At 73.2% G+C, this 16560-nt stretch carries 15 protein-coding genes and 2 tRNA genes; 11 read left to right on the top strand and 6 right to left on the bottom strand.

Annotated features, from left to right (window positions below):
* Positions 1-17 precede the first annotated feature (17 nt).
* Entirely contained in the window at positions 18-548 is a 531-nt protein-coding gene (locus IAG42_RS17270; protein WP_188337874.1) for an SSI family serine proteinase inhibitor, read from the bottom strand.
* Positions 549-707: 159 nt separating this feature from the next.
* Here IAG42_RS17270 and IAG42_RS17265 point away from each other — a divergent pair.
* Positions 708-798: transfer RNA gene (locus tag IAG42_RS17265), tRNA-Ser, on the top strand.
* 245 nt (positions 799-1043) lie between these two features.
* A tRNA-Arg gene (locus IAG42_RS17260) sits at positions 1044-1116 on the top strand.
* Positions 1117-1161: 45 nt separating this feature from the next.
* On the opposite strand, the gene IAG42_RS17255 is transcribed toward IAG42_RS17260, so the two are convergent.
* Positions 1162-2367: an NAD(P)/FAD-dependent oxidoreductase gene (locus IAG42_RS17255; RefSeq protein ID WP_188337873.1), complete on the bottom strand. Its 1206-nt coding sequence runs from the start codon at positions 2365-2367 to the stop codon at positions 1162-1164.
* A 92-nt stretch (positions 2368-2459) separates the two neighbouring features.
* A complete protein-coding gene (gene sigJ / locus IAG42_RS17250; protein WP_188337872.1) occupies positions 2460-3413 on the bottom strand; it encodes an RNA polymerase sigma factor SigJ in 954 nt (317 codons plus the stop codon).
* Positions 3414-3483: 70 nt separating this feature from the next.
* Between sigJ and IAG42_RS17245 the strand changes: the two genes are divergently transcribed.
* The 7 genes from IAG42_RS17245 to IAG42_RS17215 all read left to right on the top strand — a co-directional run bounded on the left by IAG42_RS17245 (position 3484) and on the right by IAG42_RS17215 (position 11581).
* The gene (locus IAG42_RS17245; protein WP_188337871.1) at positions 3484-4362 is read left to right on the top strand and encodes a DUF2797 domain-containing protein; all 879 of its coding nucleotides are present in this window, start codon (positions 3484-3486) and stop codon (positions 4360-4362) included.
* Positions 4363-4495: 133 nt separating this feature from the next.
* Positions 4496-4855, top strand: a complete 360-nt coding sequence (locus IAG42_RS17240; protein WP_188337870.1) for an antibiotic biosynthesis monooxygenase family protein — start codon at positions 4496-4498, stop codon at positions 4853-4855.
* On the top strand, positions 4836-5753 hold the full coding sequence (locus tag IAG42_RS17235) for an amidohydrolase family protein (protein WP_188337869.1): 918 nt from the start codon (positions 4836-4838) through the stop codon (positions 5751-5753). The genes IAG42_RS17240 and IAG42_RS17235 overlap by 20 nt, the downstream gene beginning before the upstream one ends.
* 77 nt (positions 5754-5830) lie before the next feature.
* Positions 5831-6580 (top strand): response regulator transcription factor, encoded by a 750-nt coding sequence (locus tag IAG42_RS17230; RefSeq protein WP_188337868.1) that lies wholly within the window; start codon positions 5831-5833, stop codon positions 6578-6580.
* Positions 6577-8124 (top strand): sensor histidine kinase, encoded by a 1548-nt coding sequence (locus IAG42_RS17225; protein WP_223206040.1) that lies wholly within the window; start codon positions 6577-6579, stop codon positions 8122-8124. The genes IAG42_RS17230 and IAG42_RS17225 overlap by 4 nt, the downstream gene beginning before the upstream one ends.
* 26 nt (positions 8125-8150) lie before the next feature.
* Positions 8151-9467, top strand: coding sequence for a glycosyltransferase (locus IAG42_RS17220; RefSeq protein WP_188337867.1), 1317 nt, complete (start codon positions 8151-8153; stop codon positions 9465-9467).
* Complete coding sequence (locus IAG42_RS17215) at positions 9464-11581, top strand: ArnT family glycosyltransferase (RefSeq protein WP_188337866.1); 2118 nt, start codon at positions 9464-9466, stop codon at positions 11579-11581. The genes IAG42_RS17220 and IAG42_RS17215 overlap by 4 nt, the downstream gene beginning before the upstream one ends.
* Positions 11582-11599: 18 nt before the next feature.
* On the opposite strand, the gene IAG42_RS17210 is transcribed toward IAG42_RS17215, so the two are convergent.
* Positions 11600-12466: an endonuclease/exonuclease/phosphatase family protein gene (locus IAG42_RS17210; protein WP_188337865.1), complete on the bottom strand. Its 867-nt coding sequence runs from the start codon at positions 12464-12466 to the stop codon at positions 11600-11602.
* A 108-nt stretch (positions 12467-12574) separates the two neighbouring features.
* Between IAG42_RS17210 and IAG42_RS17205 the strand changes: the two genes are divergently transcribed.
* Together IAG42_RS17205 and IAG42_RS17200 are read left to right on the top strand one after the other, a co-directional pair.
* On the top strand, positions 12575-14110 hold the full coding sequence (locus tag IAG42_RS17205) for an MFS transporter (protein WP_188337864.1): 1536 nt from the start codon (positions 12575-12577) through the stop codon (positions 14108-14110).
* Between the two features lie 76 nt (positions 14111-14186).
* Positions 14187-14960 carry a TetR/AcrR family transcriptional regulator gene (locus IAG42_RS17200; protein WP_188337863.1) on the top strand — a complete coding sequence of 258 codons (774 nt, stop codon included), beginning with the start codon at positions 14187-14189 and terminating at the stop codon, positions 14958-14960.
* A gap of 171 nt (positions 14961-15131) precedes the next feature.
* On the opposite strand, the gene IAG42_RS17195 is transcribed toward IAG42_RS17200, so the two are convergent.
* Together IAG42_RS17195 and IAG42_RS17190 are read right to left on the bottom strand one after the other, a co-directional pair.
* Positions 15132-15602 (bottom strand): PPOX class F420-dependent oxidoreductase, encoded by a 471-nt coding sequence (locus IAG42_RS17195; protein ID WP_188337862.1) that lies wholly within the window; start codon positions 15600-15602, stop codon positions 15132-15134.
* A gap of 90 nt (positions 15603-15692) precedes the next feature.
* Entirely contained in the window at positions 15693-16511 is an 819-nt protein-coding gene (locus tag IAG42_RS17190; protein WP_188337861.1) for a YceI family protein, read from the bottom strand.
* Positions 16512-16560: the final 49 nt, after the last annotated feature.

The raw sequence follows: 16560 nt of genomic DNA, 5'->3' as shown, positions 1-16560 counted from the left end.
GACCGATGGACCCTGGGTCACGGGGCGGTCGCGGGCAGCACGGGGCTCAGCTGCCGCCACCGGGCGATCTGGCAGCCGTCCGCCAGGCTGTACGAGGCGTCGACCGGGCGGCCGTGCCAGGTGCCGGTGATGTGCGCTGTCGCGGGGCCGCCGTACTGCATGGTGCAGAGCTGGTCCTTGGCCGCGGGGGCGAACGGGTCCTGCCCCTCGTTCTCGATCTCGTCGAGCCGCGCACAGGCCGCGGCCGCGTCCGGGTGCGTGCCGCCGGCGGGGGCGCAGCGCAGCTCGTACCTGCCGTCGTTGCCGTTGCCCGAGTCGCTGACCGTGAGCCGCAGCTGGTCGGGGGCGGCGGCCGGGCCCTGCGGGAGGAGACCGTCGAGCAGGCCGACCGGGCCGGGGGCGGTGCGGATGGGCCCGGTGTCGGCGTGCGCGGCGGCGGGCAGCGAGGCGCCGAGGGCCGCGGCGGAGGCGGCGGCGGTGAGCAGCAGGCGGGCCGCGGTGCGGGACGGCGACGCGGACGTGCGGGAGGAGAAACGACGCAGCAACATGCCGTGTCTAACGCCCGGACCGCCGCGACGTTGCGCGCCGCGCGGGGGCTTTGCCCTCTGGCCTGCCCTCCTAGTACCGTGGGGGGCGATTGGTGACGCGCCCTGAGCTGTGTCATCATCTGCACGCAACTCGACGCGTTCGCGCGGAGGGTTTGTGCTGGAGGCGTCGCCTAGTCCGGTCTATGGCGCCGCACTGCTAATGCGGTTTGGGCCTTAAAGCCCATCGAGGGTTCAAATCCCTCCGCCTCCGCAGCAAGATCCGAAGCCCCGGTCCACCAGGACCGGGGCTTCGCTGTTTCCGCCGTGCTGTTTCTTGGCCGTCCGTGGGGCTCGCGGAGCCGCGCCCGCCGTCGGCGCCCAGCGCCCGTCAGGCACGTTTTCGCAGGTCACAAGGGGTGGACCCAATGGATTTCACATGACGGCGGCAGTCATGTAATGTTCTTCCTGTCGCCGGGACAGGCCGAAAGGCCGGGAACGGAGACGACAACAAAACAAGCACTCGTAGCTTAACGGATAGAGCATCTGACTACGGATCAGAAGGTTGCAGGTTCGAATCCTGCCGAGTGCACATCGAGTGAGAGGCCCCGGACGAGAGTCCGGGGCCTCTCGCGTTTCAGGCCGGGACCTCGGCCGGCTCCGTGGTCGCGGTCCGGACGGTGTCGGTGACGCGGCGGCGCCGGGTCGGGAGGCCCATCGTCGGGTTGGCCACGCCCCAGGCCGCGCCCTTGCAGATCAGTTCCTTGTAGAGGGCGGCGAGGCGGCCGGTCAGGGCGGCGTTGACCGCGTGGTCGTCGGCGGTGACGTACTGGATCAGGCCCTCCTTGCGGCCCAGCGAGATGCACTGGTTGAAGTAGCGCAGCGGGGCGTGGGGGAGCTTGCCGCCGGTGAGGCGCGCGGCGATCGAGTCGGCGGCCTGCCAGGCGGTCGGGGTGCCGGAGGCGCAGGACATGCGCAGCGGCTTGTCGCCGGCGCCCATGGCGAGGGCGGCGTCGCCGATCGCGTACACGTCGGGGTGGGAGACCGAGCGCATCGTGTCGTCGACGACGATCTGGCCGGTGTCGCCGAGTTCCAGGGCGGTGGCGCGGGCGAGCGGGTGGACGGCGAAGCCGGTCGTCCAGACCGTGACGTCGGCGGGGAGCGCGGTCCCGTCGGCGGTGGTGACCGTGTCGGGGCCGACCTCGGTGACGGCGGTGTTCTCGTGCACGGTGATGCCGAGTCCGGCGCAGACCTTGCGCAGGTGGCGGCGGCCCTTGGGGGAGAGCCAGTCGCCGAGTTCGCCGCGGGCGGCCAGGGCGACGGAGAGGTCCGGGCGGGACTCGGCGATCTCCGTGGCGGCCTCCAGGCCGGTCAGGCCGCCGCCGACGACGGTGACGGTCCCGCCGGCGGGCAGCTCGGCCAGGCGCTCGCGCAGCCGGAGCGCGCCGGGGCGGCTCGCGATCTGGTGGGCGTGCTCGGTGGTGCCGGGGACGCCGTGGGTGTTCCAGGCGCTGCCGAGGGCGTAGACGAGGGTGTCGTAGGCGAGTTCCTCGGGGGAGGCGCCGTCGGCGGTGACCGTGACGGTCTTTCCGCCGACGTCGATGCCGGTGACCTTCGCGAGCTTCAGGGTGACGCCGGTGCCCGCGAACATCTCGGCGAAGGGGCGGGGCGTCAGGTCCTGGCCGGCCGCCAGCTGGTGCATGCGGACGCGCTCGACGAAGTCGGGCTCCGCGTTGACGAGGGTGATCGAGACGTCGTCGCGGTGCAGGCGCTTGGCCAGGCGTCCCGCGGCGATGGCTCCGGTGTATCCGGCCCCGAGAACGATGATGCGGTGCTGCTGCATGTCCAGCTCCTGTCTCTGACGGTTTCGCCCCTTGAACCGGGCGGCCCGTCGATTCCTGACAGGAGTGGAGTGTGACCTGGGTCACATCTGGGTCAGAAGGCTGTGATCAGGGGTTCTCCGTGGTCCGTGGCGGCCCAGACGCGGGTCGCGCGCTCCAGCTTGTCCGGGTTCACCTGGCTGCGGACGGCCGCGACGTGCCCGTCGGCCATCTCCAGGCACATGACGCCGATGACGTGGCCGCCGACGACCGCCACGACCGCGGGGGCGCCGTTGGCCGTCGTCGCGTAGATGTCGGCCGGACCGCCCGTGATGGCGCGCTTGGCCTTGCCCGGCTTGAACAGGCCGCGCATGAACGTGGCCACGGCCTTCGCGCCCTCGAACGCGCTCGCGCGGGCGGGCACCTTCCCGCCGCCGTCGCCGATCGCGATGGCGTCCGAGGTGAGGAGCTTGACGAGGGGCTCGGTGCGGCCGCTCGTGGCGGCGGCCAGGAACTCCTCGACGATGCGCTGGGCGCTCGCCTCGTCGATCTCGGTGCGCGGCGCGCGGGGCGTGCCGTCGGCGACGTGCTTCTTCGCCCGGTGCAGGATCTGCTGGCTGGACGACTCGCTGATGTCGAGGATCTCGGCGATCTCCCGGTGCGGGTAGTCGAACGCCTCGCGCAGCACGTACACCGCCCGCTCGTTCGGGGTGAGCCGCTCCAGGAGCGTGAGGACGGCGTACGAGACGGACTCGCGGCGCTCGGCGGTGTCGGCCGGGCCGAGCATCGGGTCGCCGGGCAGCAGCGGCTCGGGCAGCCACTGGCCGACGTAGGTCTCGCGGCGGGCGCGGGCCGAGGTCAGCTGGTTGAGGCACAGGTTGGTGAGGACCTTGGTGAGCCAGGCCTCGGGGACCTCGATGTGTCCGGGGTCGGCGGCCTGCCAGCGCAGATACGTGTCCTGCACGGCGTCCTCGGCCTCGCTCGCGGAACCGAGGAGGCGGTACGCGATGGCCTGCAGGCGGGGCCTCGCGGCCTCGAACCGGTCCACGTCGTTCAGGCTCACGGACATGGTCCGGATCCTAGTCGGCCCCGGCCCGAGCGGCCCGGGGATTGTCAGTGGCGTGCGCCATCCTGGCCGTATGACGTGGTGGTGCACGGGGATGCGGTGGGGTGCGGACGGGCCGGAGTTCGGGTGGTGGTCGGGGGCGGCGGCGGAGCGGGCGAGCGCGGTGCGGTTCGGAGAGCGGCTGGCGTTCCGGGTCTGCGGGCCGCGCAGGTGTCTCGGGGTGTGGCGGGGCGGGCGGCGCACGCCGTGTCCGGGGTGGGACGCGGTGTCGGAGCGGGGGACGCGGGCGCAGTGCGCGGAGTGCGCGGGGATCGACCGGGCGCGGTCGGTCGCGGCGGACACGCTGGCCGATGATCCGCGGCCGTACCGGGTGTATCTGGCCTGGTTCGGGGAGGGGCTGGTGAAGGTGGGGATCACGCGGGCCGACCGGGGCGCGGCGCGGCTCCTGGAGCAGGGGGCGGTGGCGTTCACGTGGCTCGGGGAGGGGCCGCTGATGGCCGCGCGGCGGGCAGAGGAGCTGCTGCGGGTCGGGCTCGGGGTGCCGGACCGGATCCCGTACGAGAGGAAGCGGATGGTGCGGGCGGGGCTCGGGGGGACGGAGGAGAGAGGGGCGGAGTTGGAGCGGGCGCACGCGGTCGCCGGGGGGCTGGCGGGGTGGCCGGAGTCGTTGGACCGGGTGCCGTGCCGGGTGGTGGATCACGCGGGGGTGTTCGGGCTCGGGGCGGTCGACGGGCTGGACGGGGTCGTGAGCGGGGTCGTGGAGGGGGCGGTGGTGGCCGGGGTCGTGGTGGCCGCCGCGGGGCCGGATCTGCATCTGGTGGAGGCGGGCGGGAGACGGCTCGCCGTGGACGCGCGGGGGTTGGCGGGGTGGCCGTTGGAGGGGGTCGGGGCGGAGGCGGTCGCGGAGGTGGCGGTGCGGGAGGTCCACGGGGTTCAAGGGGGGCTGTTCTGAGCGGACTCGGGTGGGCTGTGAGCGTCGCTCTGCCGGGTCGTGCGCCCGGGGTTCGGAGACCGGAGGGTCAAGGGAAGGCCCCCGTTCGGAAAGGGTGTGGACAGGAAGCGGCGGGAGCGGTGAACGTGGGGGCATGAGTGATCACAGAGATGCGCCCGCGCCGGTTCGACCGCAGCCTCCCTTCGAACCCCCGTACCACGTCGTCGTGTTCACCTCCGTCCGCACCGAGGACGACGAGGGCTACGCCGAGACGGCGGTGCGGATGAGGGACCTGGTGAAGGAGATCCCGGGCTACCTCGGGCACGAGTCCGCGCGGACTCCGGGCGGACTCGGGATCACGGTCTCCTACTTCCGCGACGCCGAGGCGATCAAGGCGTGGCGGTCCGTGGGCGAGCACCGCGGCGCGCAGAAGCAGGGCCGCGCCGAGTGGTACGAGGAGTACACGGTGCACGTGGGAGAGGTCGTGCGCAGCCATGGATGGAAGCGTGACTGAGCCGGGCGAGGGCGAGGGCGGGGGCGGGGACGAGGCCGCCCGGGTCGCCGCGTTCCGTGAGCGGCACGGGCTGCCCGGACTCGTCGACGTGCACACGCACTTCATGCCGGAGCGGGTGCTGCGCAAGGTGTGGGCGTACTTCGACTCGGCGGGCCCGCTGACCGGCTCCCCGTGGCCGATCACGTACCGCGAGGAGGAGGACCGGCGGCTCGCGCGGCTGCGGGAGTTCGGGGTGCGCGCGTTCACGTCGATGCTCTATCCGCACAAGGCGGGGATGGCGCAGTGGCTCAACGGCTGGTCGGCGGAGTTCGCCGCCCGCACACCGGACTGCCTGCACACGGCGACGTTCTTCCCCGAGCCGGGCGCCGAGGCGTATGTGCGGCGCGCGGTCGAGGACGGGGCGCGGATCTTCAAGGCGCATGTGCAGGTGGGCGCGTACGACCCGGCCGATCCGCTGCTCGACCCCGTGTGGGGGCTGCTCGCCGAGGCCGGGGTGCCGGTGGTGACGCACTGCGGTTCGGGTCCCGCGCCCGGCAAGCACACCGGGCCCGAGCCGATCGCGAAGGTGTTGGAGCGGCATCCGCGGCTGCCGCTGATCGTCGCGCATCTGGGGATGCCGGAGTACACCGAGTTCCTGGACCTGGCCGAGCGGTACGGGGAGGTGCGGCTCGACACCACGATGGCGTTCACGGACTTCTGCGAGGAGCGCATGCCGTTCCCCGCACGGGAGCGCGGCCGGCTTGCGGATCTCGGGGACCGGGTGCTGCTCGGCACGGACTTCCCGAACATCCCGTACCCGTACGTGCACCAGCTGGAGGCGATCGAGGGGCTGGGGCTCGGCAGCGCGTGGGTGCGGGCCGTGTGCCACGACAACGGGGAGAAGCTGTTCCTCGGCTGAGAGCCCGCTGTGTGTTTCTCAGGGTTTTCACAGGTTCAGGAAAGGGGCTTCTCAGAGGGCGGTCGCAGGGTGGTGCCATGACCACAGCCGCGCCCCAGGGGCGAACCGAACTGCTGAAGCCGGACGGCAGGCCCGTCCGGGTGCTCGTGGTGGACGACGAACAGTCCATCACCGAGCTGTTGTCGATGGCGCTGCGCTACGAGGGCTGGCAGATCAGGTCGGCCGGTGACGGGGCCGGGGCCGTGCGCAGCGCGCGGGAGTTCCGGCCGGACGCCGTCGTGCTGGACATGATGCTGCCGGACATGGACGGGCTGAGCGTGCTCGGCCGGCTGCGCCGCGAGCTGCCGGACGTGCCGGTGCTGTTCCTGACGGCGAAGGACGCTGTCGAGGACCGGATCGCGGGGCTCACGGCGGGCGGCGACGACTACGTCACCAAGCCGTTCAGCCTGGAGGAGGTGGTCGCGCGGCTGCGCGGCCTGATCCGCAGGATCGGCACGGCCGAGCGGCACAGCGACTCCGTGCTCGTCGTGGGCGACCTGTCGCTCGACGAGGACAGCCACGACGTGGAGCGCGGCGGCACCCACATCCACCTCACCGCCACCGAGTTCGAGCTGCTGCGCTTCCTGATGCGCAATCCGCGGCGCGTGCTCAGCAAGGCGCAGATCCTGGACCGGGTCTGGAGCTACGACTTCGGCGGCCGGGCCAACGTCGTCGAGCTGTACATCTCGTACCTGCGGCGCAAGATCGACGCCGGGCGCGAGCCGATGATCCACACCCGGCGCGGCGCCGGGTACCTGATCAAGCCCGCCGCGACGCCGGTGCCGTGAGGCGGGCCGCGGCGCCGCGCGTCCGGACCCTGCGGACCCGGCTCGTCGTCACCGCCGTCGGCCTGATCGCGCTCGTCGCGGTGGTGATCGGCACGGTGACGACGCTGGCACTGCACACGTATCTGTACGCGCAGCTGGACGGCAAGGTCGATCAGGTCGTCCACATGGCCGCCCGCGGCGACGGGCCCGGCGGCCGGGAGCCCGGGGCGGACAGCCGGGCGGACGACCTGTCGTTCCTGGGCCTGCCGGGCCCCGGGGGCGGCGACACCGTGGGCGCGCTGGTCGGCGCCGGCGGCTCCCTCACCCGCGCGGAGCGTTCCGAGCAGGACTCCCCCACCCGCACCACCGAGCTGACCGGCGCCCAGACGGACGCCCTCGCGTCGGTCCCCCGCGACGGGCGCGCGCACAGCGTCTCCCTGCCCGGACTCGGCGACTACCGCGTCCAGTCGAGCGGGGACGGCAGCCTGCTCGTCGGCCTCCCCTCCACGGACATCGACGCGACCCTGAACCGGCTCGTCCTCATCGAGGCCTCCGTGACGGGCGCGGGCCTGCTCGCGGCCGGGGTGACCGGCGCCGTCATGGTCGGCGTCGCGCTGCGCCCGCTGCGCCGGGTCGCCGCGACCGCGACCCGCGTCTCCGAACTCCCCCTGCACAGCGGCGAGGTGGCCCTGCACGAGCGCGTCCCGGAGACCGAGGCCGATCCGCGTTCCGAGGTCGGCCAGGTCGGCGCCGCGCTCAACCGCATGCTCGACCACGTGCACGGCGCGCTGGAGGCGCGCCAGCAGAGCGAGACCCGGGTGCGCCGGTTCGTCGCGGACGCCAGCCACGAGCTGCGCACCCCGCTCGCCTCCATCCGCGGCTACGCCGAACTCACCCGGCGCGGCCACGAGCCGACCGGCCCCGACACCCGGCACGCGCTCGGCCGCATCGAGTCCGAGGCCCACCGCATGACGGGCCTGGTCGAGGACCTGCTGCTGCTCGCCCGGCTCGACACGGGCCGCCCCCTCGCCTGCGCGCCGACGGACCTGTCGCCGCTGGTCGTGGACGCGGTCGCCGACGCCCGCGCCGCCGGACCCGACCACGTGTGGCGGCTCGACCTGCCCGACGAACCGGCCGAGGTGCTCGCCGACCCGGCACGCCTGCACCAGGTCCTCGTCAACCTGCTGGCCAACGCCCGTACGCACACCCCGCCCGGCACCACGGTCACCGCGCGCGTGCACCGGGACGGGCCGTGGGTCCGCCTCGACGTGCGGGACGACGGTCCGGGCATCCCGGCGGAGCTGCTGCCGCACGTCTTCGAGCGGTTCGCGCGCGGCGACTCCTCGCGCTCCCGCACGGCGGGCTCCACGGGGCTCGGTCTGGCCATCGTGCAGGCGGTCACGGCCGCGCACGGAGGCACGGTGACCGTGGACTCGGCCCCGGGCCGCACCGTGTTCACCGTCCACCTCCCGGCCCGGACAGGGCAGGACCGGCAGGAAACGCTTCCGCACTCACAGGGGCATCCGTACTCACAGGCGGGTCAAAGCCTCACCACACAGCCCTGACAGAGCAGTTGGCGACGGTCGGTGGCATGCGAACCGACTCTTCTGCGAGCACCGCTCCACCCGCCCCCGGGCCGGGGACGCTGCCGGCGCGGGAGCACCTTCCCGTCGGCAGCGGCGCCGTGCCGGTCCTGGACGTCGTCGTCCCCGTCTTCAACGAGGAGAAGGACCTCGACGCGTGTGTGCGGCGTCTGCACGCCCACCTGAACCGCACCTTCCCGTACCGCTTCCGGATCACGGTCGCGGACAACGCCTCCACCGACGCGACCCCGCGGGTCGCGCACCGGCTGGCCGCCGAGCTGGCCGGCGTCGCCTCCGTGCGCCTGGAGCAGAAGGGGCGCGGGCGGGCCCTGCGCGCCGTCTGGTCCGCGTCCGACGCGCCCGTCCTCGCCTACATGGACGTCGACCTGTCCACCGATCTGAACGCGCTGCTCCCGCTCGTGGCGCCGCTGATCTCCGGGCACTCGGACCTGGCGATCGGCTCGCGGCTCTCGCGTGCGGCGCGCGTGGTGCGCGGCCCCAAGCGGGAGTTCGTGTCCCGTGCCTACAACCTCATCCTGCGCGGCTCGCTCCAGGCCCGCTTCTCCGACGCCCAGTGCGGCTTCAAGGCGATCCGGCGCGACGTGGCGCAGGTGCTGCTGCCGCTGGTGGAGGACACCGGCTGGTTCTTCGACACGGAGATGCTGGTGCTGGCCGAGCGGGCCGGGCTGCGGATCCACGAGGTCCCCGTCGACTGGGTCGACGACCCGCACTCCAGCGTCCACATCGTGCGGACGGCGACCGAGGACCTGAAGGGGGTGTGGCGGGTCGGCCGGGCGCTCGCCACCGGCTCCCTCCCCCTCGACCGCCTCGCGCGCCCCTTCGGCGACGACCCGCGCGACGGCCGGCTGACCGGCGTTCCCCGGGGTCTCGCCCGTCAGCTCGTCGGCTTCTGCGCCGTCGGCGGCCTGTCGACCCTGCTGTACCTGCTGCTCTACACCGGCTTCCGTACGTTCTCCGGGGCGCAGGCCGCCAACGCGCTCGCGCTGCTCGTCTCGGCGGTCGCCAACACCGCCGCCAACCGGAGGCTCACCTTCGGGGTGCGGGGCCGGGCGAACGCCGTGCGCCATCAGGCCCAGGGCATCGTCGTCTTCGGCATCGGATGGGTGCTGACCAGCGGCTCGCTGCTCGCGCTCGGCGCCGCGTCCGACGGCGACGCCGCGCACTCCACCGAACTGGCGGTGCTCATCGCCGCGAACCTGGCGGCCACCGTGCTGCGCTTCCTGCTGCTGCGCGCCTGGGTCTTCCCGGACCGCGCCGAGCGGCCGGCGGTGTCCTCCGAGCCCACTCCCGGGAGCCGACGATGACCACACAGACCCCCACGGCCGAGCCCCTGACGGCGCCCGCGACAGCCGCGGACCCCCGACCCGCCGACGCGCGCCGGTTCCGCTCCGCGTTCCTCGCGCTCCTCCTCGTCATCGCCCTCGCCTACCTCTGGAACCTCTCCGCCTCCGGCTATGCCAACTCCTTCTACTCGGCCGCCGTGCAGGCGGGCAGCCAGAGCTGGAAGGCGTTCTTCTTCGGCTCGTCCGACGCCGCGAACGCGATCACCGTCGACAAGCCCCCGGCCGCCCTGTGGCCGATGGCCCTCTCGGTGCGGATCTTCGGCCTGAACTCCTGGGCGATCCTCGTGCCCGAGGTGCTGATGGGCGTGGCCACGGCGGCCGTCCTCTACGCGGCCGTGCGCCGCCGCTTCAGCGCCGCCGCGGGACTGATCGCGATGGCGGTGTTCGCCACGACCCCGGTCGCCGCGCTCATGTTCCGGTTCAACAACCCGGACGCGCTGCTCGCCCTCCTCATGACCGTCACGGTGTACTGCGTGCTGCGCGCGCTGGAGCAGGGCCGCACGAAGTGGCTGGTCGGCGCGGGCGCGGCGGTCGGTCTCGCCTTCCTCGCCAAGACCCTCCAGGCCTTCCTGATCCTGCCCCCGCTCGCTCTTCTGTACGGGATCTGCGCCCCGGTGAGGCTGCGCCGCCGCATCGCCCAACTGGCCCTCTCCGGGCTCGTCATGACCGTCGCGGGCGGCTGGTGGGTGGCCGTCGTCGAACTCTGGCCCGCGGCCTCCCGCCCGTACATCGGCGGTTCGCAGAACAACTCGTTCCTGGAGCTGACCTTCGGCTACAACGGCCTGGGCCGCATCAACGGCGACGAGACCGGCTCCGTCGGTGGCGGTGGCGGTGGCGGTGGCGGTGGCATGGGCGGCGGCACCGGCCAGTGGGGCGAGACCGGTCTCGGCCGGATGTTCAACGCGGAGATCGGCGGCCAGATCGCCTGGCTGCTCCCCGCCGCGCTGATCCTGCTCGTCGCGGCGCTCGTCCTGACCCGGAAGGCGCGGCGCACGGACACCGCGCGCGCCGCCTTCCTCGCCTGGGGCGGCTGCCTGCTGACGACGGGCCTCGTCTTCAGCTTCATGGCCGGCATCTTCCACCAGTACTACACGGTGGCCCTGGCGCCCTACCTCGCCGCGGTGATCGGCACCGGTGCGGTCGTGCTGTGGGAGGAGCGGGCCAGGATCGTCTGGTCGGCGACGCTCGGCACGGCCGTCGCGGTCACCGGGATCTGGGGGTACGTGCTCCTCGGCCGCACACCCGACCATCTGCCGTGGCTGCGCTGGGCGGTGCTGGTCGGCGGGCTCGCGGCGGGCCTGGGGCTCGCGCTCGCGGGCCGGTTCGGGCGCGGGCTCGCGCTCGGCGCCGCGGGGCTCGGCCTCGCCGCGTCGCTGGCCGGGCCGACCGCGTACACGCTCAGCACGCTGGCCACGGGGCACACCGGGTCGATCGTCACGGCGGGCCCGGCCGGCGCGAGCATGATGGGCGGCCGGGGTGGCCCGGGCGGGGGTCCGGACGGCGGTGGCGGCCGGGCCGGTGGACCCGCGGGCGGTGCCGGCGGCGGCGCGATGCAGCCGCCGGGCGGCCGGACACAGGGCACCGGCCCCGGCACGGGCACCACCACCGGCAACGGACCCGGTCAGCAGCAGGGCGGCGGCTTCCCGGGCGGTTCCCCCGGCGGAGCCATGGCCGAGGGCGGGCCCGGCGGCGCGGGAGGCGGCGGCATGGGCGGTCTGCTCGACGGCGCCACGGTCGGCGCCGAGGCGAAGCGGCTGCTCCTGAAGAACGCCGACGCCTACACATGGGCGGCCGCGGCCGTCGGCTCCCAGAACCAGGCGAGCTACCAACTGGCCACGGGTGTCCCGGTGATGGCCGTCGGCGGCTTCAACGGCACCGACCCGTCGCCCACCCTCGCCCAGTTCAAGAAGTACGTGGCCGAAGGGAAGATCCACTACTTCATCGGTGGGGGAATGGGCGGAGGCATGGGCGGGGTCGGCTCCTCGTCCGCGATCACGTCATGGGTCGAGCAGCACTTCGAGAAGGTCACGGCCGGAACGGCGACGTTCTACGACCTGAGCCGGCCGAAGTCCTGATCCGACAGCCCGTCCTGTCTACCGGTCGAGCCGCACGTCGGCGACGACCGGCCGGTGATCGGAGGCGGCCGCCTCCGCCGGGATCGTCACGTCCCGCACGCCGACGCCCTCGCCGACCGCGACGTAGTCGATCCGGTTGACGGGGGCGTCGGCCGGATACGTACCGCCGGTCGCGGGCCCCGCGTCGCGCAGCTCCCGCCACAGCGGGGCCAGTTCGGGCGCGGCCGGCGCCGCGTTGAAGTCGCCGAGCAGGACCTGGCGGGCGCCGGGCAGGGCCGCGCGCTCGGCGCTCATGATCCGGCGGGTGTCGGCGACCTGCGCGGTCCGCACGGACGGGTCGCCCCGGTAGTCGAGATGGGTGACGAACACCTGGAGCGGGACGCCCCGCACCTTGAGGGTGACCTCGCCGAAGCCGGGGGCCGGGGCCGGCACCGGGTTCGGGACCTGGGTGGAGAGCCGGGTGATGTCGTGGTTGACGGCGGAGCGGATCCGGTACCGGGACAGGACGGCGACCCCGAACTCGCGGCGCGGCTGCCCGCCGGCCGCCGGGTCCAGGCTGTAGATCGGGGCGAACGCGACCCGCATCCCGAGCCGGTCGGCCAACTCCCGGGCCACGTCGAGGCCCTGGCTGCGGGCGCCCCAGTGGACGTCGACCTCCTGCAGTCCGATCACGTCGGCGTCGAGGGCGCGCAGCGCGGCGGCCTGCCGGTCGAGGTCGAAGACGTTGTCCTCCCCGGCCCCGGCGTGGATGTTGTACGTCGCGATGCGCAGGGGGACCGAAGGCGTTCCGGGCGTGTCGGCGGCGGCCGGGGCGGCGGTCGCGATCAGGCTCAACAGAGCGGCGGACAGGGCCATTTGGGGGAGCGCGCGAGCGCGATTCGGCATGCGGGAACGGTACGCCGAAAATGTCGTTGTACACCGTAAGGGTAACCCCTTACGGTGTATGGGAGACGGGTTCGGAGAGGCCCGGTACCGACACCGACAGGAGACCGCATGACGGCGACCACCGCCGAGAACCACAACAGCCCGGAGCAGCCGGAGCAGACGGCGCCCCCGGCCGGCGGCGGCCACCCCCAGCGCTGGCTGATCCTCGGGGTCATCTGCCTCGCCCAGCTGACCGTGCTGCTCGACAACACCGTGCTGAACGTCGCGATCCCCTCCCTCACCCGGGAGCTGGACGCGTCGACGGCCGACATCCAGTGGGTGATCAGCGCCTACTCGCTCGTCCAGTCGGGTCTGCTGCTCACCGCGGGCTCCAGCGCCGACCGCTACGGCCGCAAGAAGATGCTCGCGGCGGGACTCGTCCTGTTCGGCGTCGGCTCGCTGGTCGCGGGCCTCGCCGGCTCCACCGCCCAGCTGATCGCGGCGCGGGCCGGCATGGGCGTCGGCGGCGCGCTGCTGATGACCACCACCCTGGCCGTCGTCGTGCAGATCTTCGACGACGCCGAGCGGGTCAAGGCGATCGGCCTGTGGGCGACCGTGAACTCGCTGGGCTTCGCCGTCGGCCCGCTGCTCGGCGGCGTGATGCTCGACCACTTCTGGTGGGGCGCGATCTTCCTGATCAACATCCCCGTCGCGGTCGTCGGCCTCATCGCCGTGCTCGCGCTCGTCCCCGAGTCCAAGAACCCGCGCGGCGACCGCCCCGACCTGCTCGGCGCGCTCCTGTCCACCGTCGGCATGACCGGGATCGTCTACGCGATCATCTCGGGCCCCGACAAGGGCTGGACCTCGGGGCCGACGCTCACCTCGGCCGCGATCGGGCTCGTCGTCATGGCCGCGTTCGTGCTGTGGGAGCTGCGCATCCCGTACCCGATGCTGGACATGCACTTCTTCCGGAACCAGAAGTTCACGGGGGCGGTGGCCGGCGCGATCCTCGTCGCGTTCGGCATGGGCGGCTCGCTCTTCCTGCTCACCCAGCACCTGCAGTTCGTGCTCGGGTACGGGCCCCTGGAGGCGGGGCTGCGCACCGCCCCGCTCGCCCTCACCGTCGTGGCGCTCAACCTCACGGGTCTGGGCGCCAAGCTGTTGCCCAAGCTGGGCACGCCGCTGACCATCGCGGCCGGTATGACCTGCCTGGCGGCGGGCCTCGCGGCGATCGCGCTGCTCGGCGGGGACGCGTACGGCGGCATGCTGGCGGGGCTGATCATCATGGGCGCGGGCATCGCGCTCGCCATGCCGGCGATGGCCAACGCGATCATGAGCGCGATCCCGCCGGAGAAGGCGGGCGTCGGCGCCGGGGTCAACGGCACGCTGGCCGAGTTCGGCAACGGCCTGGGGGTGGCGGTCCTCGGCGCGGTCCTCAACGCCCGGTTCGCCGCGCTCGTGCCCGTCGCGGCGGCCTCGCTCCCGGCGGCGCTCGCGGCCGCGGACTCGGCGCCGGAGAAGGCCCGGATCGCGGACGCGTTCTCCTCCGGCCTCGAGACCAGTCAGCTGGTCGGGGCCGTGGCCGTGCTCGTCGGCGGGCTGCTCGCCGCGGCCTTGCTGCGGCGGGCGGAGCGGGCAGAATCAGCGGTGCCGGCTTCCGCATAGCATCGGTGGACGGGCGGACCGGACCCGACGGTTCCGCCCGTCCGTCCGCCCCGACGATCTTTGAGAAGGTGCCCCGATGGCGAAGGCAGCGCGGATGAGCGTCTGGCTGGAGGAGACGGAATCGGCCAAGGCGCCGCGCGGCCGGCGCACCGAGCAGCCGAGCGGCCTGGACCGGGACCGGATCACCGGGACCACGGTGCGGCTGCTCGACGCCGAGGGGCTCGCCAAGTTCTCGATGCGGCGCCTCGCGGGCGAGCTCGGGGTCACCGCGATGTCCGTGTACTGGTACGTCGACACCAAGGACGACCTGCTGGAACTCGCCCTGGACCGGGTCTTCGGCGAGCTGACCATCGACGAGGACGGTCCGTCGGAGGGCGACGACTGGCGGGAGTGGCTGCGGGACCTGGCCACCGCCTACCGGTCGCTGATCGTGCGGCATCCGTGGATCTCGCCGCTGGCCGGCAACTACCTCAACATCGGCCCGAACGCCCTGAGGTTCTCGTTCGCGGTGCAGCGCATCGTCGCGCGCACGGGCCTGTCCCTGCCCCGGCAGCGCGGCGCGATCGCGTCCGTCTTCCAGTTCGTCTACGGGTACGGGACGATCGAGGGCCACTTCCGGCAGCGCTGCGTGGAGGTGGGCATGACGCGGGACGAGTACTACACGAAGGCGATGTCCGGGTTCAGCGCGCCGCCGGAGATGGCGGACGCGGTGCGGCACGCCGAGCAGTTGATGGCGGAAGGCCCCGACAGCGGCTCCGTCGACCAGATCCTCGACGGCGACTTCGAGGTCGCCCTCGAGCTCCAGATCGCCGGCATCGAGGCCCTGGTCGCCCGGGAACGCGCGGCCTAGGTCGTGTCTTCAAACTCCCGTCGTCGCCCGGAGGGCGGCTTCGCGGCGTCTGGTGCGTGCTCTCGGTGTGCCGGGCGCAGGCCCTCGTAGCGGAGCTACTTGGGTCTTCGCCCGGTGCGGCGAGAGTGCGTGCCAGGCGTCGTGGAGCAGGCGGGCGTTTGAAGACACGGCCTAGTCCTGCTGTGCCAGCCGGGCCGGGAAGCCTCCGGTGGCCACCGGGCCCCAGCGCTCCGGCGTGACCCGGATGAGGGACTTCCCCTGCTTCACCATCGCGGCCCGGTACTCGTCCCAGTCCGGGTGCTCGCCCGAGATGTTCCGGAAGTACTCCACGAGCGGCTCGACGGACTCGGGTGCGTCGATCACCTCCGCCGTGCCGTCGATCTGCACCCAGGGCCCGTTCCAGTCGTCGCTCAGCACGACGACGCTGACCCGCGGATTCCGCTTCGCGTTACGGGTCTTGGCCCGCTCGGGATAGGTGGACACGACGATCCGCCCCGAGTCGTCGACCCCACAGGTCAGCGGGGAGGCCTGCGGGGTGCCGTCGGCGCGGGCGGTGATGAGCAGGGCCCGGTGCCGGGGCCGCACGAAGTCGAGCAGCTCGTCGCGGCTGACCCGGTCATTGGACGCGATGTTCGAAGCCATACGGCCACCGTATGACCTGGAGGGCGCTCGAACCCCGGCGCACGCCCGACCACGAGCGAGGGGGCGCGGGGCCGACAGGGAGTGCCCGGATCAGGCGGCGGGGAGGGTGTCGCCCTGGACGGCCTGGATGTCGAGTTCGACCTTCAGGGTCGCACCGATGGCCGCGATGCCCGCCTGCACGACCTGGTTGTAGTTCATGGCGAAGTCCTCCCGCTTGAGCTCGGCGGTCGCCTTGAACGCGGCCCGGGTGCCACCCCACGGATCGGCCCCGGTACCGAGATAGCTCAGCTCCAGGTCGACCGGCCGCGAGACTCCGCGCATGGTCAGCTCCCCGTGCACGGTCCAGCGATCGGTCCCGGCGGGCTCCAGCCCCGTCGACCGGTACGTGATCTCCGGGTACGCCTCGACGTCCAGGAAGTCCGGCGACTTGAGGTGACCGTCCCGCATGCCGTTGCCGGTGTCGATGGACGCGGCCTTGATGACGGCCTCGACCCGCGACTTCTCGACGTCCTGCGCGATCTCGACGCGCGCGCCGAAGTCCGTGAACCGCCCGTGCACGGACGTGATCCCGAGGTGCTGCGCGGTCGCCGCGACCGTGGAGTGCGCGGGGTCGACGGTCCACGGGCCGGGCGGCGGCAGCTCGGCGCCGCCCTGCCGGGCGAGGACGACGGTGCCGACCTCGGCCCGCCCCGTGGCCGTCACCAGCGCGGTGGAGGCGGCCGGCGCGTACCCCACGGCGGTGACGATCACGGTGTACGGGCCGGGCGTCAGCGGGCTCGCGTCGTGCACGGCGCCCTCGTCGTCGGCCTCGGCCCGCAGCACCTGCGCACCGGTCATGTCGGTCACGGTGACGACGGCGTGCGGCAGAGCCCACCCGTCCCGCGTACGGATCCGCGCACTGAGTCCCATCGTTCACATCTCCTAGCTCAAGCTCACGTTCTCGCCTCCGTGCGGGAGT

This window comes from Streptomyces xanthii, from assembly GCF_014621695.1.
GTDB lineage: Bacteria > Actinomycetota > Actinomycetes > Streptomycetales > Streptomycetaceae > Streptomyces > Streptomyces xanthii.
This window is presented reverse-complemented; position numbering and strand designations above follow the sequence as displayed.

Coding starts and splice junctions, on each gene's coding strand:
- IAG42_RS17200 (WP_188337863.1), top strand. CDS start 14,187: ATGGCGAAGGCAGCGCGGATGAGCGTCTGGCTGGAGGAGACGGAATCG.
- IAG42_RS17235 (WP_188337869.1), top strand. CDS start 4,836: ATGGATGGAAGCGTGACTGAGCCGGGCGAGGGCGAGGGCGGGGGCGGG.
- IAG42_RS17210 (WP_188337865.1), bottom strand. CDS start 12,466: ATGCCGAATCGCGCTCGCGCGCTCCCCCAAATGGCCCTGTCCGCCGCT.
- IAG42_RS17205 (WP_188337864.1), top strand. CDS start 12,575: ATGACGGCGACCACCGCCGAGAACCACAACAGCCCGGAGCAGCCGGAG.
- sigJ (WP_188337872.1), bottom strand. CDS start 3,413: ATGTCCGTGAGCCTGAACGACGTGGACCGGTTCGAGGCCGCGAGGCCC.
- IAG42_RS17240 (WP_188337870.1), top strand. CDS start 4,496: ATGAGTGATCACAGAGATGCGCCCGCGCCGGTTCGACCGCAGCCTCCC.
- IAG42_RS17190 (WP_188337861.1), bottom strand. CDS start 16,511: ATGGGACTCAGTGCGCGGATCCGTACGCGGGACGGGTGGGCTCTGCCG.
- IAG42_RS17255 (WP_188337873.1), bottom strand. CDS start 2,367: ATGCAGCAGCACCGCATCATCGTTCTCGGGGCCGGATACACCGGAGCC.
- IAG42_RS17270 (WP_188337874.1), bottom strand. CDS start 548: ATGTTGCTGCGTCGTTTCTCCTCCCGCACGTCCGCGTCGCCGTCCCGC.
- IAG42_RS17245 (WP_188337871.1), top strand. CDS start 3,484: ATGACGTGGTGGTGCACGGGGATGCGGTGGGGTGCGGACGGGCCGGAG.
- IAG42_RS17195 (WP_188337862.1), bottom strand. CDS start 15,602: ATGGCTTCGAACATCGCGTCCAATGACCGGGTCAGCCGCGACGAGCTG.
- IAG42_RS17220 (WP_188337867.1), top strand. CDS start 8,151: ATGCGAACCGACTCTTCTGCGAGCACCGCTCCACCCGCCCCCGGGCCG.
- IAG42_RS17215 (WP_188337866.1), top strand. CDS start 9,464: ATGACCACACAGACCCCCACGGCCGAGCCCCTGACGGCGCCCGCGACA.
- IAG42_RS17230 (WP_188337868.1), top strand. CDS start 5,831: ATGACCACAGCCGCGCCCCAGGGGCGAACCGAACTGCTGAAGCCGGAC.